This is a genomic window from Sphingomonas taxi, from assembly GCF_000764535.1.
GTDB lineage: Bacteria > Pseudomonadota > Alphaproteobacteria > Sphingomonadales > Sphingomonadaceae > Sphingomonas > Sphingomonas taxi.
The window spans coordinates 110,525-128,324 of the sequence record NZ_CP009572.1; the positions used below are offsets into that span (position 1 = coordinate 110,525).

Consider the following 17,800-nt stretch of genomic DNA (forward strand, 5'->3'; position numbering starts at 1 on the left):
GCGAGCTGATTATCTGGCAGCATCGTCATTCGTTGTTGCTTGTGTAGCGGCAAGGATAACTCGGATGGTTTCTGCGGGCATGTCCCACATGGGAAAGTGGCCGCTTGACTCAAACCAGTGCAGTTGCGCGGAGGGAAACGCCGCCATTGCCCGCGCCGCCTGCCTTGGCAGGCAGAGCCTGTCATGCTTGCCCCACCCGATCACGATATGGCCGGTGCTATCGGCCGCGGGTCCGATCTGCTCGGGACCTGACGCAAGGCTATCGACCAGCGCATCGAACGTCGGGGTCAGGCTAAGACCCTTCAGCTCAGTTCCCACAATCTCCGGATCGAGCGCCCACGGATGCGCGGACAGCTGGGCCAGCAGTGCGGTGCGTGACGCAGCATTCTGGCTGAGCATCGGCAGACCGGGCCGGATCGCCCGCAACAAGCGGCCCGAAAGGCCTATGGTGATTTTGAAGAAGGCACGCTCCCAGCCGCGCCAGAACCCGCCCGGATCGAGCGCGACGACGTTTCCGACGACACCGCGCCGAGCGAGTTCGAGCACCAATCGCGCGCCCATCGAACTGCCGACGACATCGATCCCCGTCAGCTCGTTGCTCTCAATGTAACGCTGCACGCTGCTGACCAAGCCGTCAAAGGTACCGCTATCGTGCTCGACCGGCGTCGCGCCATGCCCGGGGAGGTCGACCGCGATTACTGTGCGGCTGACGCTGAGCCCATCCAGAACGGTGCTCCACGATTGCCAGCTACCTCCCAAGCCGTGGATCAGTAACAGCTTGCGACCGGTGCCGCGCTGGATATGGTTCATCTCGGATCACCTGTCTTATTGAAACAGCTCAACGATCACGGCCGGTGCGTGGGGCCAGCGGCCATCACGAAACTGCTGACTCAAGGGAGAAGTTTTCGCAGCGGCGAGATCGGCCCTTTGAAATGTCCAATTACAAGCGTTCACTGCTCGAAGGCGCTGGAGGTGACCTGGACGTCGCCTCTGGATTTCTTTGGCCTGATAAATCGAGTTAGATGCCGTGTGGAAATCTCGACTACGGCAGATGTGCCGCTTCGATCGGACCGGTCAGCCTTTGTCGCGGCAACGTTGCGGTGTGCTGAAGCGTCTTGAGGGTCCATGCCAATCGATCCGACCCTCAATCGTCTGCTGACCGCCCTCGAGGTGGCGCCGCATGCCTTTTCAGTGTGCCGGATCCAGTCCGGTTGGCGAATGAGTTTTCCGGTGTTCAAGGCGGTCACGGTCCATTTCGTGCTGCGCGGATCGGGACATGTCCAGGCTGGCGAGAGGGCGCCGGTTCCATTTGCTCCATCGAGTGTCCTGGTCGTGCCGGCGTTGCAGCCACACTGGGTCGGGGACGCTGATGTAACCGCCGCGACCGGCGCTGCGGCCGACAAGTGCGAGCTGATCGGTGACGGCCTTGTCGAGTTCACCGCGGGCAACGGCGCCGACGACACACTGCTGCTGTGCGCCGCGCTGTCCGCGCCGGACCAGGCGGCGCTCGGTCTGTTCGACCTGATGCGCTGGCCGGTGGCCGACGACCGCGCGGCAAGCGGCGTGCCGGCTGCGATCATCGATGCCATGCGCCACGAGGTCACCAACGCCGGGCTGGGGACTCAGGCGATGTGTCAGGCGCTGATGAAGCAGGCGCTCATCACGCTTCTGCGCCGGCACTGGTCGCAGGCGGACAGGTCCAGCGTCCTCGATGCGCTCCATCACCCCCGGCTTGCCCGCGCGATCGCCGCCATCATCGAGCGACCCGGGGCAAACCACAGTGTGGGCAGCCTTGCCGATCTCGCCGGCATGAGCCGGGCGTCGTTCTCCGATCATTTCTCGCGCACCTTCGGCCAGGGCCCGATCGACTTCGTGCAAAAGGCGCGGTTGCGGGTGGCGGCGCGGTTGCTCAGGGTTACCGACCTTCCGATCAAGGCCATTGCTCAAAGCGTAGGCTATGGCGGATCGCGGCCGTTCTCTCGCGCGTTCGAAGCGACCTATGCCATGTTGCCATCGGCGTACCGGCTGGCACCGCTCCCGTCGCCGATACATCCAGACGACGCAGATCAATCGTCTGCAAGTCACCGATCGTCCAGATTGACCGCCTCGCTGTCCAATCCTTGAGCGACTAGGGAACGGCTCAATCGACGAGCCGTCCTGCCAGAGACCCTCGCGCATGTGTGCCTTTGGTCACCATGAGAGGATTGCCCATGATTACCGATCGCCGCACCATTCTGACCGGGGCCGCCGCTGCCCTAGTCGCCGCTCCCGTCATGGCGATGGCGCAGCAGCGCCGAGTGGAAACGGACCCGGCCATGATGCCGATGCCTGATGTCTCCGGCACGCGCACGCACACTCAATTCGAAATGGGCGTGTTCGGCCCCGCAATGCTGTCACTGGCGACCAGCCAGATCGCAGTTGACCGGGCGCGGAAGGCCGACGCGCGCGAGTTTGCCGGTTTCGAGCTGACCGAGGCGGTCGCCGTCACGACCGTGCTGAAGCAGCTAGGCAATACGCCGCCGCCGTTGGACGCCAAGGCGCAGGCGACGCTGGACAAGATTCGCTCGGCGGCACCCGGTGCGGCGTTCGACCGCGCGTACATCGACGCTCAGTACGAAAACCACGTGTTTCTGCGCGATCTCGCCACCGCCTACCTGGCCAGCGCGGCGAATACGAGCGACATGATGGAGATGCACGGACGCCATCTCGCGACGCTCGCGCTGGCGACGTTCAAGGAGCATACGATGATCACGCAGCGTATCGCGCACGAACTCCGCGTCTGACGAGAAGACCGGTCTCCTCTTCGCCGGAGGAGACCTCCCCCATCAGCTCCGTTTTAAAATTGGAGATTCCGCGATGCCTGACGACATCAAACACGCGCCTGTTCCATTTACCCCCAATGTCGAAGTCCGCGCTGAAGACGAGGCCGAGACGATCCAGGGGTTGAACGAGCAGATCCGCCTTATCCAGGAAACGACCGCCAAGGATTATGGCACCGCGGTTCGCGGCGTTCATGCCAAGGGCCACGCAATCGTAAAAGGCAAGCTTGAGGTGCTGCCAGGAATTGCGCCGGAACTCGCCCAGGGGCTGTTCTCGACGCCCGGCAGCTATGACGCCCTGCTGCGCTTCTCGACTTTGCCCGGCGACCTCCTCGACGACAGCGTCAGCGTGCCGCGGGGTCTTGCCATCAAGCTGTTCGATGTACCCGGCGAGCGGCTGCCTGGATCGGAGAACGACACCACCCAGGATTTCATCCTGGTCAACGGCCCGGCATTCGCGTCGCCGACGCCCAAGGCGTTCCTCGCCAACCTCAAGATGCTCGCTAAGACCACTGATGTTGGCGAGGGCCTGAAGAAGGGGCTGTCGGCGACGATGCAGACGCTTGATGCGGCATTGGAGACGGTTGGCATCCAGAGCCCGACGATCCAAACGCTGGGCGGCGCACCTAACACCCATCCGCTCGGCGAGACCTACTACACACAGGTGCCGTTGCGGCATGGTGGCTACATCGCCAAGCTGTCGGTCGCGCCCATTTCGATCAACCTGACCGAGCTCGCCGGCAGCAAGGTCGATACTTCCGGCCGTCCCGATGCCCTGCGCGAGGACATGGGAGAGGTGCTGATCGAGCAGGACAGCGTCTGGGAGGTGCGCGTCCAGCTCTGCACTGATCTAGAGAAGATGCCGGTTGAGGATACCTCGGTGGTCTGGGACGAGAAGGTGAGCCCTTACGTGGCCGTCGCACGGCTCACTGTGTTGGCGCAGCTCGGCTGGGAGCGGGGCCTTAGCGAGCATCAGGAGCAGGCGGTCGCATATAGCCCGTGGCACGGCCTGACGGCTCATCAGCCGATCGGCGGCGTCAACCGGGCTCGCAAACCGACCTACGAGCGCTCAGTGCAGTTCAGGGGCGAGCGAAACGGCTGTCCGGTTCACGAGCTTCGGGCGATTGGAGACTTGCCGACGCAGGGCATGACGATCGATTGAGCGCAGACCTGAGGCGCTGGAGCATAATTCGGCGCCTCAAACCCATAAGCAGTGAAGATCGCGCACGTGATCCGAGGTGGTCCGAACCTGCGTCCGATCACTGGCAACTGGATCGTGATCATCCAAGCTACCGATGGCCGATCGTCTTGGTGAACGAATGTCCGAAGCAGGGTGCGGGTCGCAGGTCATTGAATGACCGGGTCTGGGCGGAAGCGGCCATCCCGCAAACGAAGGTTGAGGGAGACCATCAGAGGTTTCGGCCAATCCCGTAGGTCGCGGGCGGGCGGCTTTCCCGAAATGTGTTCCCGACAGAGTTTTCCCGAAACTGCCCGTCGGACATGGAGAAACGGGACGCTCCGCAATCGGGCCTATGGGTGACGAAGCGCCTGTCCGGCTCGATCGGCATCAAGCGATGTCACCTAACCCGTCACGTGATCGATGGACCCCAATCGATCCCGGCTCCGGGCGGAATGACACGCCAAGGATGGCCCCTTAGCGTACGATTTGACCATTCGCTCACCGGCCCCGTATCTCGGCGCGACCGCTTGAGGATAACGGGTTCGCGCCACCGATCCTTCTTTTGCTGGCTGCCGGTCTGACCTAGGCTGCCGCTGCGCCCCGGCACCGGAGGCGGTCATGCGAAGGAACGATCATGCTGATGCTCACGCTTGCCCTGCTGGCTGCGGCGGACCGACCGGTGGTGGTGAGCGCGCTGACCACCGGCCAGCTCGTCGAGCAATGCCGCGGCAAGGACAACGACCCGACCTCCAATTTCTGCACCGGCTATATTCTCGGCGTCTTCGACACGCTGTCGCTGGCCCGCCAGATCTGCCCGTCGCCGGCGCGCGCATCCAATATCGAGGTGCTGGCCTCGGCCCGCAAATATCTGCGCAAGCACAAGAAGGCCGCTGCCGCCCCGGCCTTCGTCATCCGCGACGCGCTGCGCGACGCCTTCCCGTGCAAACGCAAGTAACGGCATGAAGGACTGGGCGGCGGTCGTCGCGGCGGGGCTGGCGCTGCCCGGGGTCGAGCAGGGCAGCCGCTATGGCCGCCCGGCGTTGCTGTTCCGCGGCCGGATGCTCGCCGCCACCACCGCCCCCGACCCGGCGAGCTTCGTCCTCCACGTCGCTCTTCCCGACAAGGAGGTGCTGATCGACACCGACCCCGCGACCTTCTGGGAGACGGATCATTATCGCGGCTGGCCGGCGATCCTCGTCCGCTATGGCACCATCGCGACCGAGCGCATCGCCACGCTGCTCGCCCGCGCCTGGTGGGACCGCGCCACCATCGCCCAGCGCCGCGGCTATGGCGAACGGCCGTGACGCGCGTCACACCGGCATCAACAGGCTGCCGCTGGTCTGCAGCCGCTCGATATCCCGGCGCGGCGGGGCACCGAACAGGCGGGCATATTCCCGGTTGAACTGCGACGCGCTGTCATAGCCGACGGCGAAGCCCGCGCTTCCCGCGGTCGCCCCTTCCGACAGCATCAGCCGGCGCGCCTCCTGCAAGCGAAGCTGCTTTTGATATTCGAGCGGCGTCATCTTGGTCACCGCCTTGAAATGCTCGTGCAGCGACGACGGACTCATCCCCGCGGCCGCGGCGATGTCGCCGATGCGCAATTGCCGGTCGAAGCCGTTGCGGATGAGCGCGATGGCGCGGCTCACCTGGTTGAGATGACTGTCGGCGACCGCCATGTAGCGGAGCGCGGCGCCGTGCGGGCCGCTGAGCAGGCGGTAGAGGATCTCGCGCTCGATCAGCGGTGCCAGCGTCGGAATATCCTCGGGCCGTTCCAGCAGCCGCACCAGCCGGATCGCCGCATCGATCAGGTCGTCGTCGCTGCGATAGACCGCCAGCGCCGGCAAATCGGCCTTCGGCGCGCGGCCACCCGCGGCGAGGATGAGGTCCGCCAGCGCTACTTGGTCGATATCGATCTTGCAGCACAGATAGGGCGCCTCGGCGCTGGCCTCGGTCACGTGCCCGACCAAGGGCAGGTCGACCGACACCAGCAGATAGTGCGTCGCATCGTAGACGAGGCTGCGATCCGCCAGCGATACGCGCTTGGCGCCTTGGGCGATCAGGCAAAGCGACGCGTCATAGACCGCAGGCAGCGGCACCGTCGGCTCGTCGGCACGAAACAGCGACAGCCGCTTCACCGCCGTGCTCACCATGCCGGTGCGGGTGATGTGCCGCGCGACGAGGGCGGCGAGGTCGGTGATCCGGGTCATCGCCTTTGTGTGTCCGCATCCCGCCATGCCCGCAAGCGCATCGCTGCGGTTTCGGAGGATCGTGCAATACGTCCGGGGGATCGCTCTCACGCTCCGGCCGGCGCCGGTGCCACCTGTGTCGCGTCACAGCGACAGCAAGGAAAGCATCATGACCGACGTCATCGACAAGACCATCCTCATCAGCGGTGCCTCCAGCGGCATCGGCGAGGCGACGGTGCGCGAACTGGCCACGACGGGCGCCCGTCTGTTCATCGGCGCGCGCCGGACCGACCGCCTGGAAGCGCTCGCGGCCGAGCTCGGCGCCAATGTCGGCTGGCAGGCGCTCGACGTCACCGACGCGGCGAGCTTCGCCGCCTTCGCCGACGCCGCGCAGGCGTGGTTCGGGCGTATCGACGTGCTCGTCAACAATGCCGGCGTGATGCCGCTCTCGCCGCTCGCCGCGCTGAAGCAGGACGAATGGACGCGGATGATCGACGTCAACATCCACGGTGTGCTCAACGGCATCGCCGCGGTGCTGCCGCGCTTCGTCGCGCAGGGATCGGGGCATGTCGTCAACGTCGCATCGATCGCGGCGCATATGGTGATGCCCAGCGCGGCGGTCTATTGCGCGACCAAACATGCGGTGTGGGCCATCACCGAAGGCCTCCGGCAGGAGCATGACGACATCCGCACGACGATCATCTCGCCCGGCGTGGTGGCGACGGAGCTCGGCAACGACATCACCGATCCGGACATCGCGACGGCACTGACGACGTGGCGGCAGAAGTCGCTCACCCCCGACGCGATCGCGCGCGCGATCCGCTATGCGCTCGCGCAGCCCGACGGCGTCGATATCAACGAGGTCATCGTCCGACCGACGGTCGCCGGAATGTAGCCCCCGGACGCCTCCCGACGGCCCGCCCCGGGGGGGCGGGGGCCGTCGGGGGCATGCGCGATCAGGTTACATTTTGTGTCGCGGGCGTCGCGAGGGATATGTGACCGATGCGGGCGGTTCCAAGGTCGACGAAGCCGGAGCCACCATGACCAAGACCCTCATTGCGCACCTTGTCCTCGCCTCGACGATGCTCGCCGGGGCGGCGCATGCGCAGTCCGCACCCAAGGTCGTCGGGCTCGCGCCGCAGCCCGAACCCTATGCGACGGCATCGGTGATCAACCATCCGCGCACGATCGGCTGGCCCGAGGGGTGCACGCCGGTCGCGCCACGCGGCTATGAGGTGGTCAAGTTCGCCGGCGGTCTCGACTATCCGCGCCAGGCGTTGCTGCTGCCCAATGGCGACGTGCTGGTCGCCGAGGCGCGCACCAAGCCCAAGTTGGATGCCGAGCCGGAGGTGCAACGCGGCCAGGCGCTGTCGAAGACCGCGGGATACAGCGCCAACCGCCTCACGCTGCTGCGCGACGCGGACCGCGACGGCGTCGCCGAGCAACGCTTCGTCCTGCGCGAGGGGCTCAACCAGCCGTTCGGGATGCAATATGCCGACGGCCGGCTCTACGTCGCCAATACCGACGGGGTGGTGAGCTTTCCCTATCAGCCCGGACAGACGCGGATCACCGCCGCGCCCAAGCCGCTGATCGCGCTGCCCGCGGGCGGCTACAACAACCATTGGACGCGCAACCTGCTGCTCAGCCCGGATGGGCGGACGCTCTACGTGTCGGTCGGCTCGGCCTCGAACGTCGGCGAGCATGGCATGGCGGAGGAGAAGCGCCGCGCCGGCATCCTCGCGGTGGATGTCGCGAGCGGACGCGAGCGGATCTATGCCTCCGGCCTGCGCAATCCCGTCGGCATGGCGTGGGCGCCGGCCAGCGGCGTGCTGTGGACCGCGGTCAACGAGCGCGACGAGATCGGCGACGACATCTCGCCCGATTATCTCGTCGGCGTGCGCGACGGCGGCTTCTACGGCTGGCCGTACAGCTATTACGGCAGGCAGGACCCCCGCCACGCCAACGAACGCCGCGATCTGCTCGCGACGACGCTGATGCCCGACGTCGCGGTCGGGGCGCATGCCGCGGCGCTCGGCCTCGCCTTCGCCAAGGGGGGTGGGCAGACCGCCTATGTCGCGCGCCACGGATCGTGGAACCGCGCCAGCTTCAGCGGCTATGACGTGCTGGCGGTGCCGTTCTCGGCAGGTCGGCCGACCGCGGCGCCGCAGCCGTTCCTCACCGGCTTCGTCGCCGATGCCAAAAAGGGCGAAGTCTACGGCCGCCCGGTGAGCGTCCAGACGCGCGAGGACGGCGCGGTGTTCGTCGTCGACGATGCGGGCGACACCGTCTGGCTGGTGCGCCGCACGTCGTGACCGTAACCACGCCTCTTCGGCCTTCGCATTGACCCCGTAGATCTCCTGGGTGGCTTGCAGCGCCTCGCCATCGGCCGCAGCGCTACATCCGGAAGCGTATCGTGCCGCCGATGGTGCGCGGGTCGCTCGGCGAGCCGAGGATCAGGCCGGAATTGCCCGCCTGGATCGTCAAATTCTGGATATAGTCGGCATCCAGCAGGTTGCGCGCCCAGACGATCACCTCGAGGCCATCGGCGAAGCGATAGCCGATGTTGGCGTTGGTCAGATTGTAGCCGCGGATGTAGGTGAAGCGCGACAGGCTGGGGTCGCCGTTATAGCCGCTGCGCGAGGCGGTATCGACGTGGACGAATACCGCGCCCGTACCGACAGGCCGGGTGTAATCCAGCCCCGCCGTCAGTGCGAAGTGCGGGAGTGAGGCAAGACGTCGGCCCGTCAGGCTGCACTGCGTCGTCGCGGCAGTCTGAACTTCCAGCGGGCAGGGGCCGGCCGGGTAGTTGCTATACTCGCCGTCGGAATAGGCGAAATTGGTGCGGGCGCTGAGGCCGGGCAGCAGGACGGCGGTGACGTCCGCCTCGATTCCCTTAACCGTCACCTCGGGAATGTTGGAGAGATAGCCGCGCAGCTGCACCGTCTGGGTCAGCGAATTCTCGACCACCGTCGCCTGGAAGTCGTGCACCTTGGTGTAGAAGCCGTCGATGTTGACGATCAGGCGCCGGTCGAACAGCGTGTTCTTGATCCCGACCTCATAGGTTTCGTTGCGCTCCGGGCGCACCACCGCGGTGGCCAGCACCGGGCGATTGCTGTTGTCGAGCGGCAGGCCGGACATGTTGATCCCGCCCGATTTGAAACCGCGCGCATAGCTCGCATAGGCCATGGTGTTTTCGGTCGGCTGCCACGCGATGTTGCCGCGACCGGACAGGCTGCCGTCGCTGTCGTGTGCGTCATAGCTTTGCGGCCGCAGCACGCCGAGGCGCGCGTTGATCAATGCGGCGCTGGTCGTCGCCGGACCGCCGGAGACGGTGGTGTTGTAATAGCCGTCCTTGTCCTCCTGCGTGTAGCGCAGGCCGAGCGTCGCCGTGACGGTCGGCACGATCCGCCAATTGACCTCGCCGAAGGCGGCATAGCTGCGGCTGCGGAAGTCGGTGCGGCCATCCTGGCCATAGCCGTCGAGCAGATTGGCCGGCACCGCCGTGTTGTTGGTGCCCGTCGTCGTGCCGATCAGATAGCGCGCCGCAGCGGGACCGTAGATGCTGATCGGCCGCCCCACGATCCGTTGCCGGAAGCCATATAAGCCGACGACATAGGAGATCGGCCCGGTACCGTTCGAGGCGAGGCGCAGCTCCTGGCTGTACTGGTCCTGCCGCGAGGGGATGTGCTGCGACGACTGGATCGGCAGGCCGGTATAATCGCGGTCGTTCTCCGCATCCCAGTTCCAGAAGCGCCACGCGCTCACCGAGGTGAGCGTCGCGAAACCGAGGTTCCAGTCGGTGATCGCGCTGACCCCGCCTTCGTTGGTGTCGACGCCGAGCGGCCCGTCGATGTCGGTGACGCGATCATAGGCGTTGGTGCTCGCCGGCGTGTAGCCGAATTGCGCGGCGAGGCCGGCGGGACCGCCGAACTGCCGGCTGGCGGCACGCAGGCTGGTGCCGGTGCGCAGATAGACCTGTCCGCAGCAATAGGCCTGGAAATTGGTGAAGTCGGCGATGACCCGCATCTGGATCGCGTCGTCGGGCTTGAACAGCAATTGCCCGCGCACCGCCTGCGTGCCGAGCGTGTTGGTGTCGCGGCCGGTGCGGATGTTGTCGATCACGCCGTCGCGTCGCGTCGACACCGCAGACAGGCGATAGGCGATGCTGTCGGTGATCGGGCCGGAGACCCAGCCCTTGGCCTGCACGAGATTGTAGGAGCCGTAGGACAGTTCGGCGAAGCCCTCCTGCGTGAAGGTCGGCGATCGCGTGGTGATGTTGAGCGCGCCAGCCGTCGTGTTCTTGCCGAACAGCGTCCCCTGCGGTCCGCGCAGTTCCTCGACCTGTTCGAGGTCGGCGAAGTCGAACGCGGCGGTGGCGGGGCGGGCGTGATAGACCTGATCGACGTAGAAACCGACGCCCGGCTCCAGCCCGTCATTCGCCTGGCTGACCGCGACGACGCTCGATCCGAGACCGCGGATGGTGAAGGCGGTGTTGCGCGGATTGGCGGAGCTGTAGTTGAGGCTGGGGATCAGCGTCGTCAGCCCCTGCGTGTTGACCGTATAGCTCTGGTCGATCAGCGCGCCGCCCACCACCGACAGCGCGGCCGGGACCTTCTGCGCATTCTCCGCCCGGCGCCGTGCGGTGACGATGACGTCCGCGACGCCGTCCGTGTCGTCGGCGGCTTCGGCCTGCGTCGGGTCGGCGGTGGTCGATTGCGCGACGGCGGGTGCCGCGACGACAGGCATGGCGACCGCACCCAGCAAGACCGCGAGACGCTTGGACATCGATGAACACCCCTTTGGCGCGGGGCGTCCGCGCTCGTTATATCCGGGCGTATATCGACTGTGTATTCAGGCGTATATAGAGGATCGGCTCAGCGCGCGGCGGGGGGCAGCGGCTCCGGGCGGAGGCTGGCGCGCAGCCGCGCATAGGCGGGGCGATCGGCGATCGTCGCCGCCTCGGCTTCCATCTCGCGATACGCCTGCAGCACCAGGATGCCGGTGTCGGTGATGCGCGCGCCCCGCTCCACCCCGCCGCCCCGCAGCGTCTCGACGACCGGCGGGTCGAAGCAGCGGTTCATCTCGTCGACGAGCAGCCATGCGCGCCGGTAGCTCATGCCGAGCGCGCGCCCGGCCGCCGAGATCGAGCCATGCGTCTTGATCGCGTCGAGCAGGTCGGCCTTGCCCGGCCCCAGAGCGAGGGCGTCGCCGCAGGCGATCTGGAGCTTGAGCCAGAGCGGGCCGATCTTCATGTCATTTGCCGATCATCACGTCGCTCGCCTTGACGATGACCGTCACGGTATCACCCGCGGCGAGGCCGAGGTCGCCAATCGCCTCTTCGGTGATGCTGGCGGTGACGATGGTGCCGCCCCCGATGTCGACCTTGACGGTGCCGTTGACCGCACCGGGCGTGATCGCGACGATCGTGCCGGAAATCTGGTTACGCGCGCTCAGCTTCATCGTTCATCCTCCTCATCGTGTCGGACCCGTCTACGTCGATCGCCCGCCGATCGCCACGGGGCATCATCGCGCGGGCGATCCGCCGCTGCCGGTCGCAGTCAGCACCGGATCGGCTGTCCGATCGCGCTCGGCGCGGTCGAGATAAAGGTTTGGCCGATAGGCTTCGCGCGGCAGGCCGGTGACGGTGAACAGCTGCTCGGTGCCGATATCGACCTTGGCGGCCGATCCGTCGATCGTCTCGTTGCTCAATCCGCCGAGCAGATGGGCGAGATCGGTGCCGACGGTCGTCGCCCCGATCGCGTCGAAGCCGATCATCAATCCCTCGCCCATGCTGCCGGTCCAATGGCCGCCGGCGACATAGACCTTGCCGGCGTAATGGCGGCCATAAGGCGCGACAAATTCGGTGAATTTGCGCGTCGGCCCGAGCACGCGCGTCTCATAGGGAATGACGTGCGTCTGGTAGGGCCGGTCGTGATCGACGAAATGCCCCATGATCCCCCGCGCCACACTGGTGTTGCCGCCGCTCGGCGTATTGCGCAGATCGATCAGCAGCGTCGTCGTGTCCGCCAGCGTCGCCAATGCCTCGCCGAACTGCTTGATCAGCGCCTGATCGCCCAAGGCGTTGTTGATCCGGATGATGCCCAGCGTGCCGTGCCGTTCGACATCGACAAGCGGACCGGTCTCGATACGAGCCGCCTGGTCCGACGTCGCCGCCAGCGCGATCGTACGCCGGCGCCGGCCATCGACGATGTCCAGCGATCGCGGCTGCTTGCGGCGTCCCGCCAGCGCCACGTTGAAGGCGAAAGCGACCTGGACCGGGCTCAACGCGGCGAACGGGCGGCCGGTCACCGCCTCGATCGCGGCGCGCGGCGTGTCTCCGTCGATCCGCAGCACCGTCATCCCCGACCGGACGCCCTTGGCCAGCGCATCGCTGCCTGCCCGCACCTCGCCGATCCGGAACGCCGCGCCATCATAGGTGCCGAACAGGTCCGACGATGTCGGGATGATCGCCCAATCGTCCGCTTCGAAGGGGCCGACGATGAAGTGCGGGTCCGCAAAATTGTGCGATACCAACTGGAGCGTATCGATGAACGCCTTGTCGGACGGCGCAGCCTTGGCCCGGGCCGCAAAGGCGGCGAGGATCGCATCGCCGTCGATGCCCGCCCGATCGAAATAGCCGTAATTGTCGTGCAACAGCGTTTCGAACGAGGACCATGCCTTGGCGGCGTCGAACGCAGGCGGCGGGGACTGCTGCTGCGCGTTCGCGGCAACGCTCGATAATAGCATCCATCCGCAGAGCGGGACGAGCAGGCGCGGTGCAATCATGGCGTGTGGTATCGGACAATCGGCGCGCCACGGGAAGGGCGATGCCGACGGTCGAATGCAGGCGGTATTGCGTCGCAGCAAAGTGGCTTTATGATACGTTGCAACATACCTAACGCCAACACATCGCATGATGGACCGGTGCCTGGAGACCGCATGCCTCTTACAACCGGCTTCGTCCGTCGTTTCCGTCCGTCCGCTTTGGGGTACGTCCTTGCGATCGGTGCCGCGCCGCTCGCCGCGGAGGCGCAGGACGTCGAGGAGGAACGCGCCGACATCGTCGTGCTCGGCACGCGCAGCACGGTCGATCGGACGCTGTCGTCCGATCCGGTGACCGAGCGGATGTCGCAGTCGAGCCGCTCGCTCGAACACGACGTCCTGCAAGCGGCGGGCACGTACCGGCTCAGCGATGCGCTGGAGCTGGTCAGCGGCTTCAGCCAGCAGAACAATCGCGGCGGTGTCCTCGACAATTTCGCCATCCGCGGCTTTCTCGGCACGCCCGATGGCGGCGCCGAATTCTACGTCGACGGCTTCGTCGCCAATCGCGGCATGGCGCCGCCCCGTGATCCCGCGACGGTCGAGCGGATCGAGGTGCTGAAAGGGCCCGCGGGTGCCGTCTTCGGCGACGTCGATCCGGGCGCGCGGGTCAACATCGTCAGCAAGGTGCCGCGCTTCTCGTCGCATGCGCATGCTGCCGTCACCTACGGATCGTTCGATACGCGCCGGGCCGAGCTCGATGCGACGGGGCCGATCAGCGACACTCTGGCCGCACGGATCGTCGTCGCGGCGGAGGACAGCGACGGCTGGCGCGATACCGTCTCGCTCCGGCGCCGCATCGTCTCGCCATCGCTGACCTGGCAGCCCAGCGCGGCGGTTCGCCTGACCTATCTCGGCGAGATCATGCGGTTCGACACGCCGTTCGATCGCGGCATCCCCGCCGTCGGCGACGATGCCAATGCGCTGCCGCGCTCCAATTATTACGGCGAGCCGGCGAACGGCGTCACGCGGTTCCGCAATATGCGCCATCAGCTCACCGGCCTCGCGCGGCTCGACACCCGCTGGACGCTGAACGGCGGTGTCGTGTGGCGGACGGGATCGCTCAAGGGCTTTTCCGCGGATCAGTCGCGGATCGTCGGCACGCAGCTATGGCGCCAGCGCCGGTCGCGCGACTTTGCCGTCGACGATCTGTCCGCACGGCTGGAACTCGCCGGCGACGTCGGACGGCACCGCGTGAGCCTCGGGCTGAAGGGCTATCGCCTGACCTATGGCGAGCGCTGGATGCGCCGCAATCCCACCGGGGCGGCGCCCTATGCGGTCGATCTGTACGATCCTGCGCCAACCTATGGCGCGATCGCCGCGCCGCTTCTGCCCTTCACCAACAACGACGAGCGCCGCTGGGCCGGCACGCTCTACGTGCAGGACATGTGGGACGCGACCGATCGGCTCACCCTCGTCGGTGGGGCCAGGATCGATCCCTATCGCCAGACGATCGTCAACAACACCACGGGCGGTACCGGACGCACCGTCGACGCGCCGGTCAAGTTCCGCGCCGGCGCGCGTTATGCGGTGGACGACCATGTCTCCGTCCACGCCAATTGGGGTGAGTCCTTCCTCCTCAACTCGGGCACCGGCCGGACCGGGGAGGGGTTCGCCCCCGAACAGGCGCGCGGCTATGAAGTGGGCGTTGCCGGACGCTGGCAAGGACTGGACGTCGGCCTGACCTGGTTCGACATTGCGAAGACGAACATCCTGACCACCGATCCCATCGACGCCGGGTTCAATGCGCCGGTGGGCGAGTTGAACAGCCGGGGTGTCGAGGTCGACGCCTCGCTGCGCCTGGGGCAGCGCTGGCAGGTCGTCGCCAATTACGCCTGGGTCGATGCACGCAACGACGACGCGGCCTTCGCGACGCCGCGGGTCCTCGGCGTTCCCGCCCATGCCGGCACCGTGTTCGTGGTGCACCACCTGCCGCTGGCGAACCGCACATGGCAGCTCAGCGGCGGCATCGGCTATGTCGGCGACCGCGCCGGATCGCTCGACGCCGTGCCGCTGGTGCTGCCCGACTACGTCAAGGCGAAGGCCGCGATCGAGGCGCCGGTGTCCGACGTGCTGCACGTCCGGCTCGAAGCGGACAACCTCTTCGACGCCCGCTATGCCGCAAGTTCCTACAGCAGGTTGTGGGTCTTCCCCGGCGCACCGCGAACGGTGCGCGCGTCCTTGCGGATCGGGCTCTGACCACGCCGACGCACGGCGTTTCGTCTAAGCGAAATTACCCAGTTTATCGGCCTCGTCATCGGGCAGATCATGCTCCGCCGGACTGTCGTTCGGCATGCCGGTGCCCGGCTCGGTGGACATATCGCCGGGGTCGGGCTCGTTGCCCGGAATGCGGATCGGGTTCATCGTCTCGTCCTCTGCTGTACCGTGCAAACGCACGAGCGCGCAGAAACGGCACCGACGGTCCGGCGCGCGAAGGGGGCCAGTCGCCCGTTCGGCTAACGTCCTGATGAATAATGCGTCATCATCGCCGGTTCGGCTTGCCGGTGGCGAACGTGCGGTGCAGGGGCTGCGGCCCGGGAGATCATGTTACACTATAACATAGGGGACGCCGATGCGACCTGCCCTGATCGTAAGCCTGCTGCCGTTCCTCGCCCCGTCGATCGCCCGCGCGCAGGATGCGCCGGCGCCGGTGCCGCCCGCAACCGCGCCGGCCGCGCAGACCGGCGATGCGGGTGCGGGCACCGACATCGTCGTCACCGGCCAGCGGCTCGATGCGGCGCGCGCGCATATCCAGCCGAGCCTCGGCGCGACCAGCTACGAGATGACCAGCGCGACGATCCAGGCGCTGCCGGGCGGCGAGAACCAGCAGTTCAACCAGATCCTGCTGCAATTGCCCGGCGTGGTGCAGGACGGCTTCGGCCAGTTCCACGTCCGCGACGATCATAACGGCCTGCAATATCGCATCAACGGCACCATCCTGCCCGAAGGGCTGGCGGTGTTCGGCCAGACGCTGTCGCCGCGCCTCGTCGACAAGCTCGAATTGCTCACCGGCGCGCTGCCCGCGCAATATGGCCTGCGCAGCGCGGGGATCATCGATATCACCACCAAGAGCGGGCTGTTCCAGAACGGCGGCACCGTGTCGCTGTACGGCGGCAGCCACGACACGATCGAGCCGAGCTTCACCTATGGCGGCTCGACCGGGCGGACCAATTACTTCGTCTCGGGCGACTATCGCCACGACGCGCTCGGCATCGAGAGCGTCGACGGCCGGTCGAACCCGGTGCACGACGATACCGACCAATATCAGGGCTTCGCCTATGTCGATCACATCCTGAACGACAACAACCGCATCTCGTTCGTCGGCGGCTATTCGAACCAATGGTTCCAGATCCCCAATCCGGTCGGCGCGCAGCCCGACGGGACCTGGTCGGTCGGCGGCCGCACCGCCTTTCCGAGCGAGGCGCTCGACGAGCGCCAGCTCGAACGCACCGGCTTCGGGCAGCTCAGCATCCTCCACGACGCAGAGCCGCTGACCGTGCAGGCGTCGGTGTTCGGCCGCTATTCGTCGCTGCGCTATCGCCCCGACGTGCTCGGCGAACTGCTGTTCAACGGCCAGGCGCAGGCGGCGCTCAAGCAGGATTTCATGATCGGCGCGCAGACCGACGCGGTCTACCATCTCGGCAGCGCGCACACGCTGCGCGGCGGCCTGCTCGCCAGCCGCGACCGCAGCACCAGCGCGACGCAGACCAACGTCTTCCCGGTCGACGACGACGGCGCGCAGGCGGGCGAGCCGATCGTGATCGCCGATCGCGCCGCCAAGACCGCGGTGACGCTGAGCGGCTATCTGCAGGACGAATGGGCGTTCGCGCGCACGCTGACGCTCAACTATGGCGCGCGCTACGACCATTATGCCGGCTATCGCACCGAGAACCAGCTCAGCCCGCGCGCCAATCTGGTCTGGCAGCCCGATGCCCGCTTCACCGGCCATATCGGCTATGCGCGCTATTTCGTGCCGCCGCCCTTCGAGAATGTCGCGGTGACCAGCGTCGCCTCGCTCGCCGGCACCAGCGCCTATCCGGCGGTCACCACCGACACGACGCCATTCGCCGAGCGCCAGCATTATTTCGACGCCGGCTTCCAGATGAAGCCCGATGCGCATCTCACCTGGGGCATCGACGCTTATTACCGCATCTCGAAGAACCTGATCGACGAGGGCCAGTTCGGCGCACCGATCATCCTGACGCCGTTCAACTATGCGCAGGGGCGGATCGGCGGGATCGAGGCGAATGCGAGCTACGCCCGCGGGCCGTGGAGCGTGTACGCCAATTTCGCCGCGGCCAAGGCGAAGGGGCGCGACATCGTCTCGAGCCAGTTCAGCTTCGGCGCCGACGATCTCGCCTATATCGCCGACCATTACATCTATCTCGATCACGACCAGAGCTACACCGGCTCGGGCGGCCTGTCCTATGCGATGCGCACGGGCGCGCTGGCCGGGACCAAGCTGGGCGGCAGCCTGCTCTACGGTTCGGGCCTGCGCACCGACGGTGCGGTGCCGAACGGCGCCAAATTGTCGCCCTATGCGCAGGTCAACCTGACCGCGAGCCACCATTTCACCGCGCCCAACGTCGACGTGCGCTTCGACGTCATCAACGTCGCCGACCATAAATATGAGATCCGCGATGGCGGCGGGGTCGGCGTCGGCGCGCCGCAATATGGCCCGCGGCGCGGCGTCTTCTTCGGGGTCAGCAAGGCGTTCGGCTGACGCCCAGCGCGGGCCGCATCGGGCAGATCCCTGACACCTTTGTCATTTGCCTGACCGTAGCGGCGACAGCATC

16 protein-coding genes are annotated in these 17,800 nt (G+C 66.6%); 9 read left to right on the plus strand and 7 right to left on the minus strand.

The window, feature by feature from the left end; genetic code table 11:
- Positions 1 to 9: 9 nt before the first annotated feature.
- Positions 10 to 810, minus strand: coding sequence for an alpha/beta fold hydrolase (locus MC45_RS18040; protein ID WP_041394102.1), 801 nt, complete (start codon positions 808 to 810; stop codon positions 10 to 12).
- Positions 811 to 1,125: 315 nt separating this feature from the next.
- Here MC45_RS18040 and MC45_RS18045 point away from each other — a divergent pair, with 315 nt between their 5' ends.
- From MC45_RS18045 to MC45_RS18065, 5 genes are all read left to right on the plus strand, one after another.
- Positions 1,126 to 2,124 (plus strand): AraC family transcriptional regulator, encoded by a 999-nt coding sequence (locus MC45_RS18045; RefSeq protein ID WP_081974590.1) that lies wholly within the window; start codon positions 1,126 to 1,128, stop codon positions 2,122 to 2,124.
- Positions 2,125 to 2,210: 86 nt separating this feature from the next.
- Complete coding sequence (locus MC45_RS18050) at positions 2,211 to 2,783, plus strand: DUF4142 domain-containing protein (protein ID WP_169742578.1); 573 nt, start codon at positions 2,211 to 2,213, stop codon at positions 2,781 to 2,783.
- A 73-nt stretch (positions 2,784 to 2,856) separates the two neighbouring features.
- The gene (locus tag MC45_RS18055; protein ID WP_041394106.1) at positions 2,857 to 3,981 is read left to right on the plus strand and encodes a catalase family protein; all 1,125 of its coding nucleotides are present in this window, start codon (positions 2,857 to 2,859) and stop codon (positions 3,979 to 3,981) included.
- Between the two features lie 652 nt (positions 3,982 to 4,633).
- Complete coding sequence (locus MC45_RS18060) at positions 4,634 to 4,954, plus strand: Rap1a/Tai family immunity protein (RefSeq protein ID WP_137897773.1); 321 nt, start codon at positions 4,634 to 4,636, stop codon at positions 4,952 to 4,954.
- 4 nt (positions 4,955 to 4,958) lie between these two features.
- Positions 4,959 to 5,303, plus strand: a complete 345-nt coding sequence (locus MC45_RS18065; RefSeq protein ID WP_052075869.1) for an MmcQ/YjbR family DNA-binding protein — start codon at positions 4,959 to 4,961, stop codon at positions 5,301 to 5,303.
- A gap of 6 nt (positions 5,304 to 5,309) precedes the next feature.
- Here the strand turns inward: MC45_RS18065 and MC45_RS18070 are convergent, their stop codons facing one another.
- Complete coding sequence (locus MC45_RS18070; protein ID WP_041394108.1) at positions 5,310 to 6,206, minus strand: AraC family transcriptional regulator; 897 nt, start codon at positions 6,204 to 6,206, stop codon at positions 5,310 to 5,312.
- A gap of 148 nt (positions 6,207 to 6,354) precedes the next feature.
- On the opposite strand from MC45_RS18070, the gene MC45_RS18075 reads away from it, so the two are divergent.
- Together MC45_RS18075 and MC45_RS18080 are read left to right on the plus strand one after the other, a co-directional pair.
- The gene (locus MC45_RS18075) at positions 6,355 to 7,080 is read left to right on the plus strand and encodes an SDR family oxidoreductase (protein ID WP_041394230.1); all 726 of its coding nucleotides are present in this window, start codon (positions 6,355 to 6,357) and stop codon (positions 7,078 to 7,080) included.
- A gap of 145 nt (positions 7,081 to 7,225) precedes the next feature.
- Positions 7,226 to 8,497 carry a PQQ-dependent sugar dehydrogenase gene (locus MC45_RS18080; RefSeq protein ID WP_041394231.1) on the plus strand — a complete coding sequence of 424 codons (1,272 nt, stop codon included), beginning with the start codon at positions 7,226 to 7,228 and terminating at the stop codon, positions 8,495 to 8,497.
- Positions 8,498 to 8,579: 82 nt separating this feature from the next.
- Here MC45_RS18080 and MC45_RS18085 read toward each other — a convergent pair whose 3' ends face one another.
- The 4 genes from MC45_RS18085 to MC45_RS18100 all read right to left on the minus strand — a co-directional run bounded on the left by MC45_RS18085 (position 8,580) and on the right by MC45_RS18100 (position 12,971).
- Positions 8,580 to 10,970, minus strand: coding sequence for a TonB-dependent receptor (locus MC45_RS18085; protein ID WP_041394110.1), 2,391 nt, complete (start codon positions 10,968 to 10,970; stop codon positions 8,580 to 8,582).
- An 89-nt stretch (positions 10,971 to 11,059) separates the two neighbouring features.
- Positions 11,060 to 11,437, minus strand: a complete 378-nt coding sequence (locus MC45_RS18090) for a winged helix-turn-helix domain-containing protein (protein WP_041394111.1) — start codon at positions 11,435 to 11,437, stop codon at positions 11,060 to 11,062.
- 1 nt (position 11,438) lies between these two features.
- A complete protein-coding gene (locus tag MC45_RS18095) occupies positions 11,439 to 11,645 on the minus strand; it encodes a TOBE domain-containing protein (protein ID WP_041394113.1) in 207 nt (68 codons plus the stop codon).
- 63 nt (positions 11,646 to 11,708) lie between these two features.
- On the minus strand, positions 11,709 to 12,971 hold the full coding sequence (locus MC45_RS18100) for a S41 family peptidase (protein ID WP_052075870.1): 1,263 nt from the start codon (positions 12,969 to 12,971) through the stop codon (positions 11,709 to 11,711).
- A 153-nt stretch (positions 12,972 to 13,124) separates the two neighbouring features.
- Here MC45_RS18100 and MC45_RS18105 point away from each other — a divergent pair, with 153 nt between their 5' ends.
- Positions 13,125 to 15,203 carry a TonB-dependent siderophore receptor gene (locus MC45_RS18105; RefSeq protein WP_052075871.1) on the plus strand — a complete coding sequence of 693 codons (2,079 nt, stop codon included), beginning with the start codon at positions 13,125 to 13,127 and terminating at the stop codon, positions 15,201 to 15,203.
- Positions 15,204 to 15,227: 24 nt separating this feature from the next.
- On the opposite strand, the gene MC45_RS19440 is transcribed toward MC45_RS18105, so the two are convergent.
- Positions 15,228 to 15,368: a hypothetical protein gene (locus tag MC45_RS19440; RefSeq protein WP_156143941.1), complete on the minus strand. Its 141-nt coding sequence runs from the start codon at positions 15,366 to 15,368 to the stop codon at positions 15,228 to 15,230.
- Between the two features lie 208 nt (positions 15,369 to 15,576).
- Here MC45_RS19440 and MC45_RS18110 point away from each other — a divergent pair, with 208 nt between their 5' ends.
- Positions 15,577 to 17,727, plus strand: coding sequence for a TonB-dependent receptor (locus MC45_RS18110; RefSeq protein ID WP_041394117.1), 2,151 nt, complete (start codon positions 15,577 to 15,579; stop codon positions 17,725 to 17,727).
- Positions 17,728 to 17,800 lie beyond the last annotated feature (73 nt).

Excerpts from the sequence above, each read along its gene's own strand:
- MC45_RS18060 (WP_137897773.1), top strand. The coding sequence starts at position 4,634 with ATGCTGATGCTCACGCTTGCCCTGCTGGCTGCGGCGGACCGACCGGTG.
- MC45_RS18055 (WP_041394106.1), top strand. The coding sequence starts at position 2,857 with ATGCCTGACGACATCAAACACGCGCCTGTTCCATTTACCCCCAATGTC.
- MC45_RS18085 (WP_041394110.1), bottom strand. The coding sequence starts at position 10,970 with ATGTCCAAGCGTCTCGCGGTCTTGCTGGGTGCGGTCGCCATGCCTGTC.
- MC45_RS19440 (WP_156143941.1), bottom strand. The coding sequence starts at position 15,368 with ATGAACCCGATCCGCATTCCGGGCAACGAGCCCGACCCCGGCGATATG.
- MC45_RS18090 (WP_041394111.1), bottom strand. The coding sequence starts at position 11,437 with ATGAAGATCGGCCCGCTCTGGCTCAAGCTCCAGATCGCCTGCGGCGAC.
- MC45_RS18045 (WP_081974590.1), top strand. The coding sequence starts at position 1,126 with ATGCCAATCGATCCGACCCTCAATCGTCTGCTGACCGCCCTCGAGGTG.
- MC45_RS18080 (WP_041394231.1), top strand. The coding sequence starts at position 7,226 with ATGACCAAGACCCTCATTGCGCACCTTGTCCTCGCCTCGACGATGCTC.
- MC45_RS18100 (WP_052075870.1), bottom strand. The coding sequence starts at position 12,971 with ATGATTGCACCGCGCCTGCTCGTCCCGCTCTGCGGATGGATGCTATTA.
- MC45_RS18050 (WP_169742578.1), top strand. The coding sequence starts at position 2,211 with ATGATTACCGATCGCCGCACCATTCTGACCGGGGCCGCCGCTGCCCTA.
- MC45_RS18075 (WP_041394230.1), top strand. The coding sequence starts at position 6,355 with ATGACCGACGTCATCGACAAGACCATCCTCATCAGCGGTGCCTCCAGC.
- MC45_RS18040 (WP_041394102.1), bottom strand. The coding sequence starts at position 810 with ATGAACCATATCCAGCGCGGCACCGGTCGCAAGCTGTTACTGATCCAC.
- MC45_RS18110 (WP_041394117.1), top strand. The coding sequence starts at position 15,577 with ATGCGACCTGCCCTGATCGTAAGCCTGCTGCCGTTCCTCGCCCCGTCG.
- MC45_RS18070 (WP_041394108.1), bottom strand. The coding sequence starts at position 6,206 with ATGACCCGGATCACCGACCTCGCCGCCCTCGTCGCGCGGCACATCACC.
- MC45_RS18095 (WP_041394113.1), bottom strand. The coding sequence starts at position 11,645 with ATGAAGCTGAGCGCGCGTAACCAGATTTCCGGCACGATCGTCGCGATC.
- MC45_RS18065 (WP_052075869.1), top strand. The coding sequence starts at position 4,959 with ATGAAGGACTGGGCGGCGGTCGTCGCGGCGGGGCTGGCGCTGCCCGGG.
- MC45_RS18105 (WP_052075871.1), top strand. The coding sequence starts at position 13,125 with ATGCCTCTTACAACCGGCTTCGTCCGTCGTTTCCGTCCGTCCGCTTTG.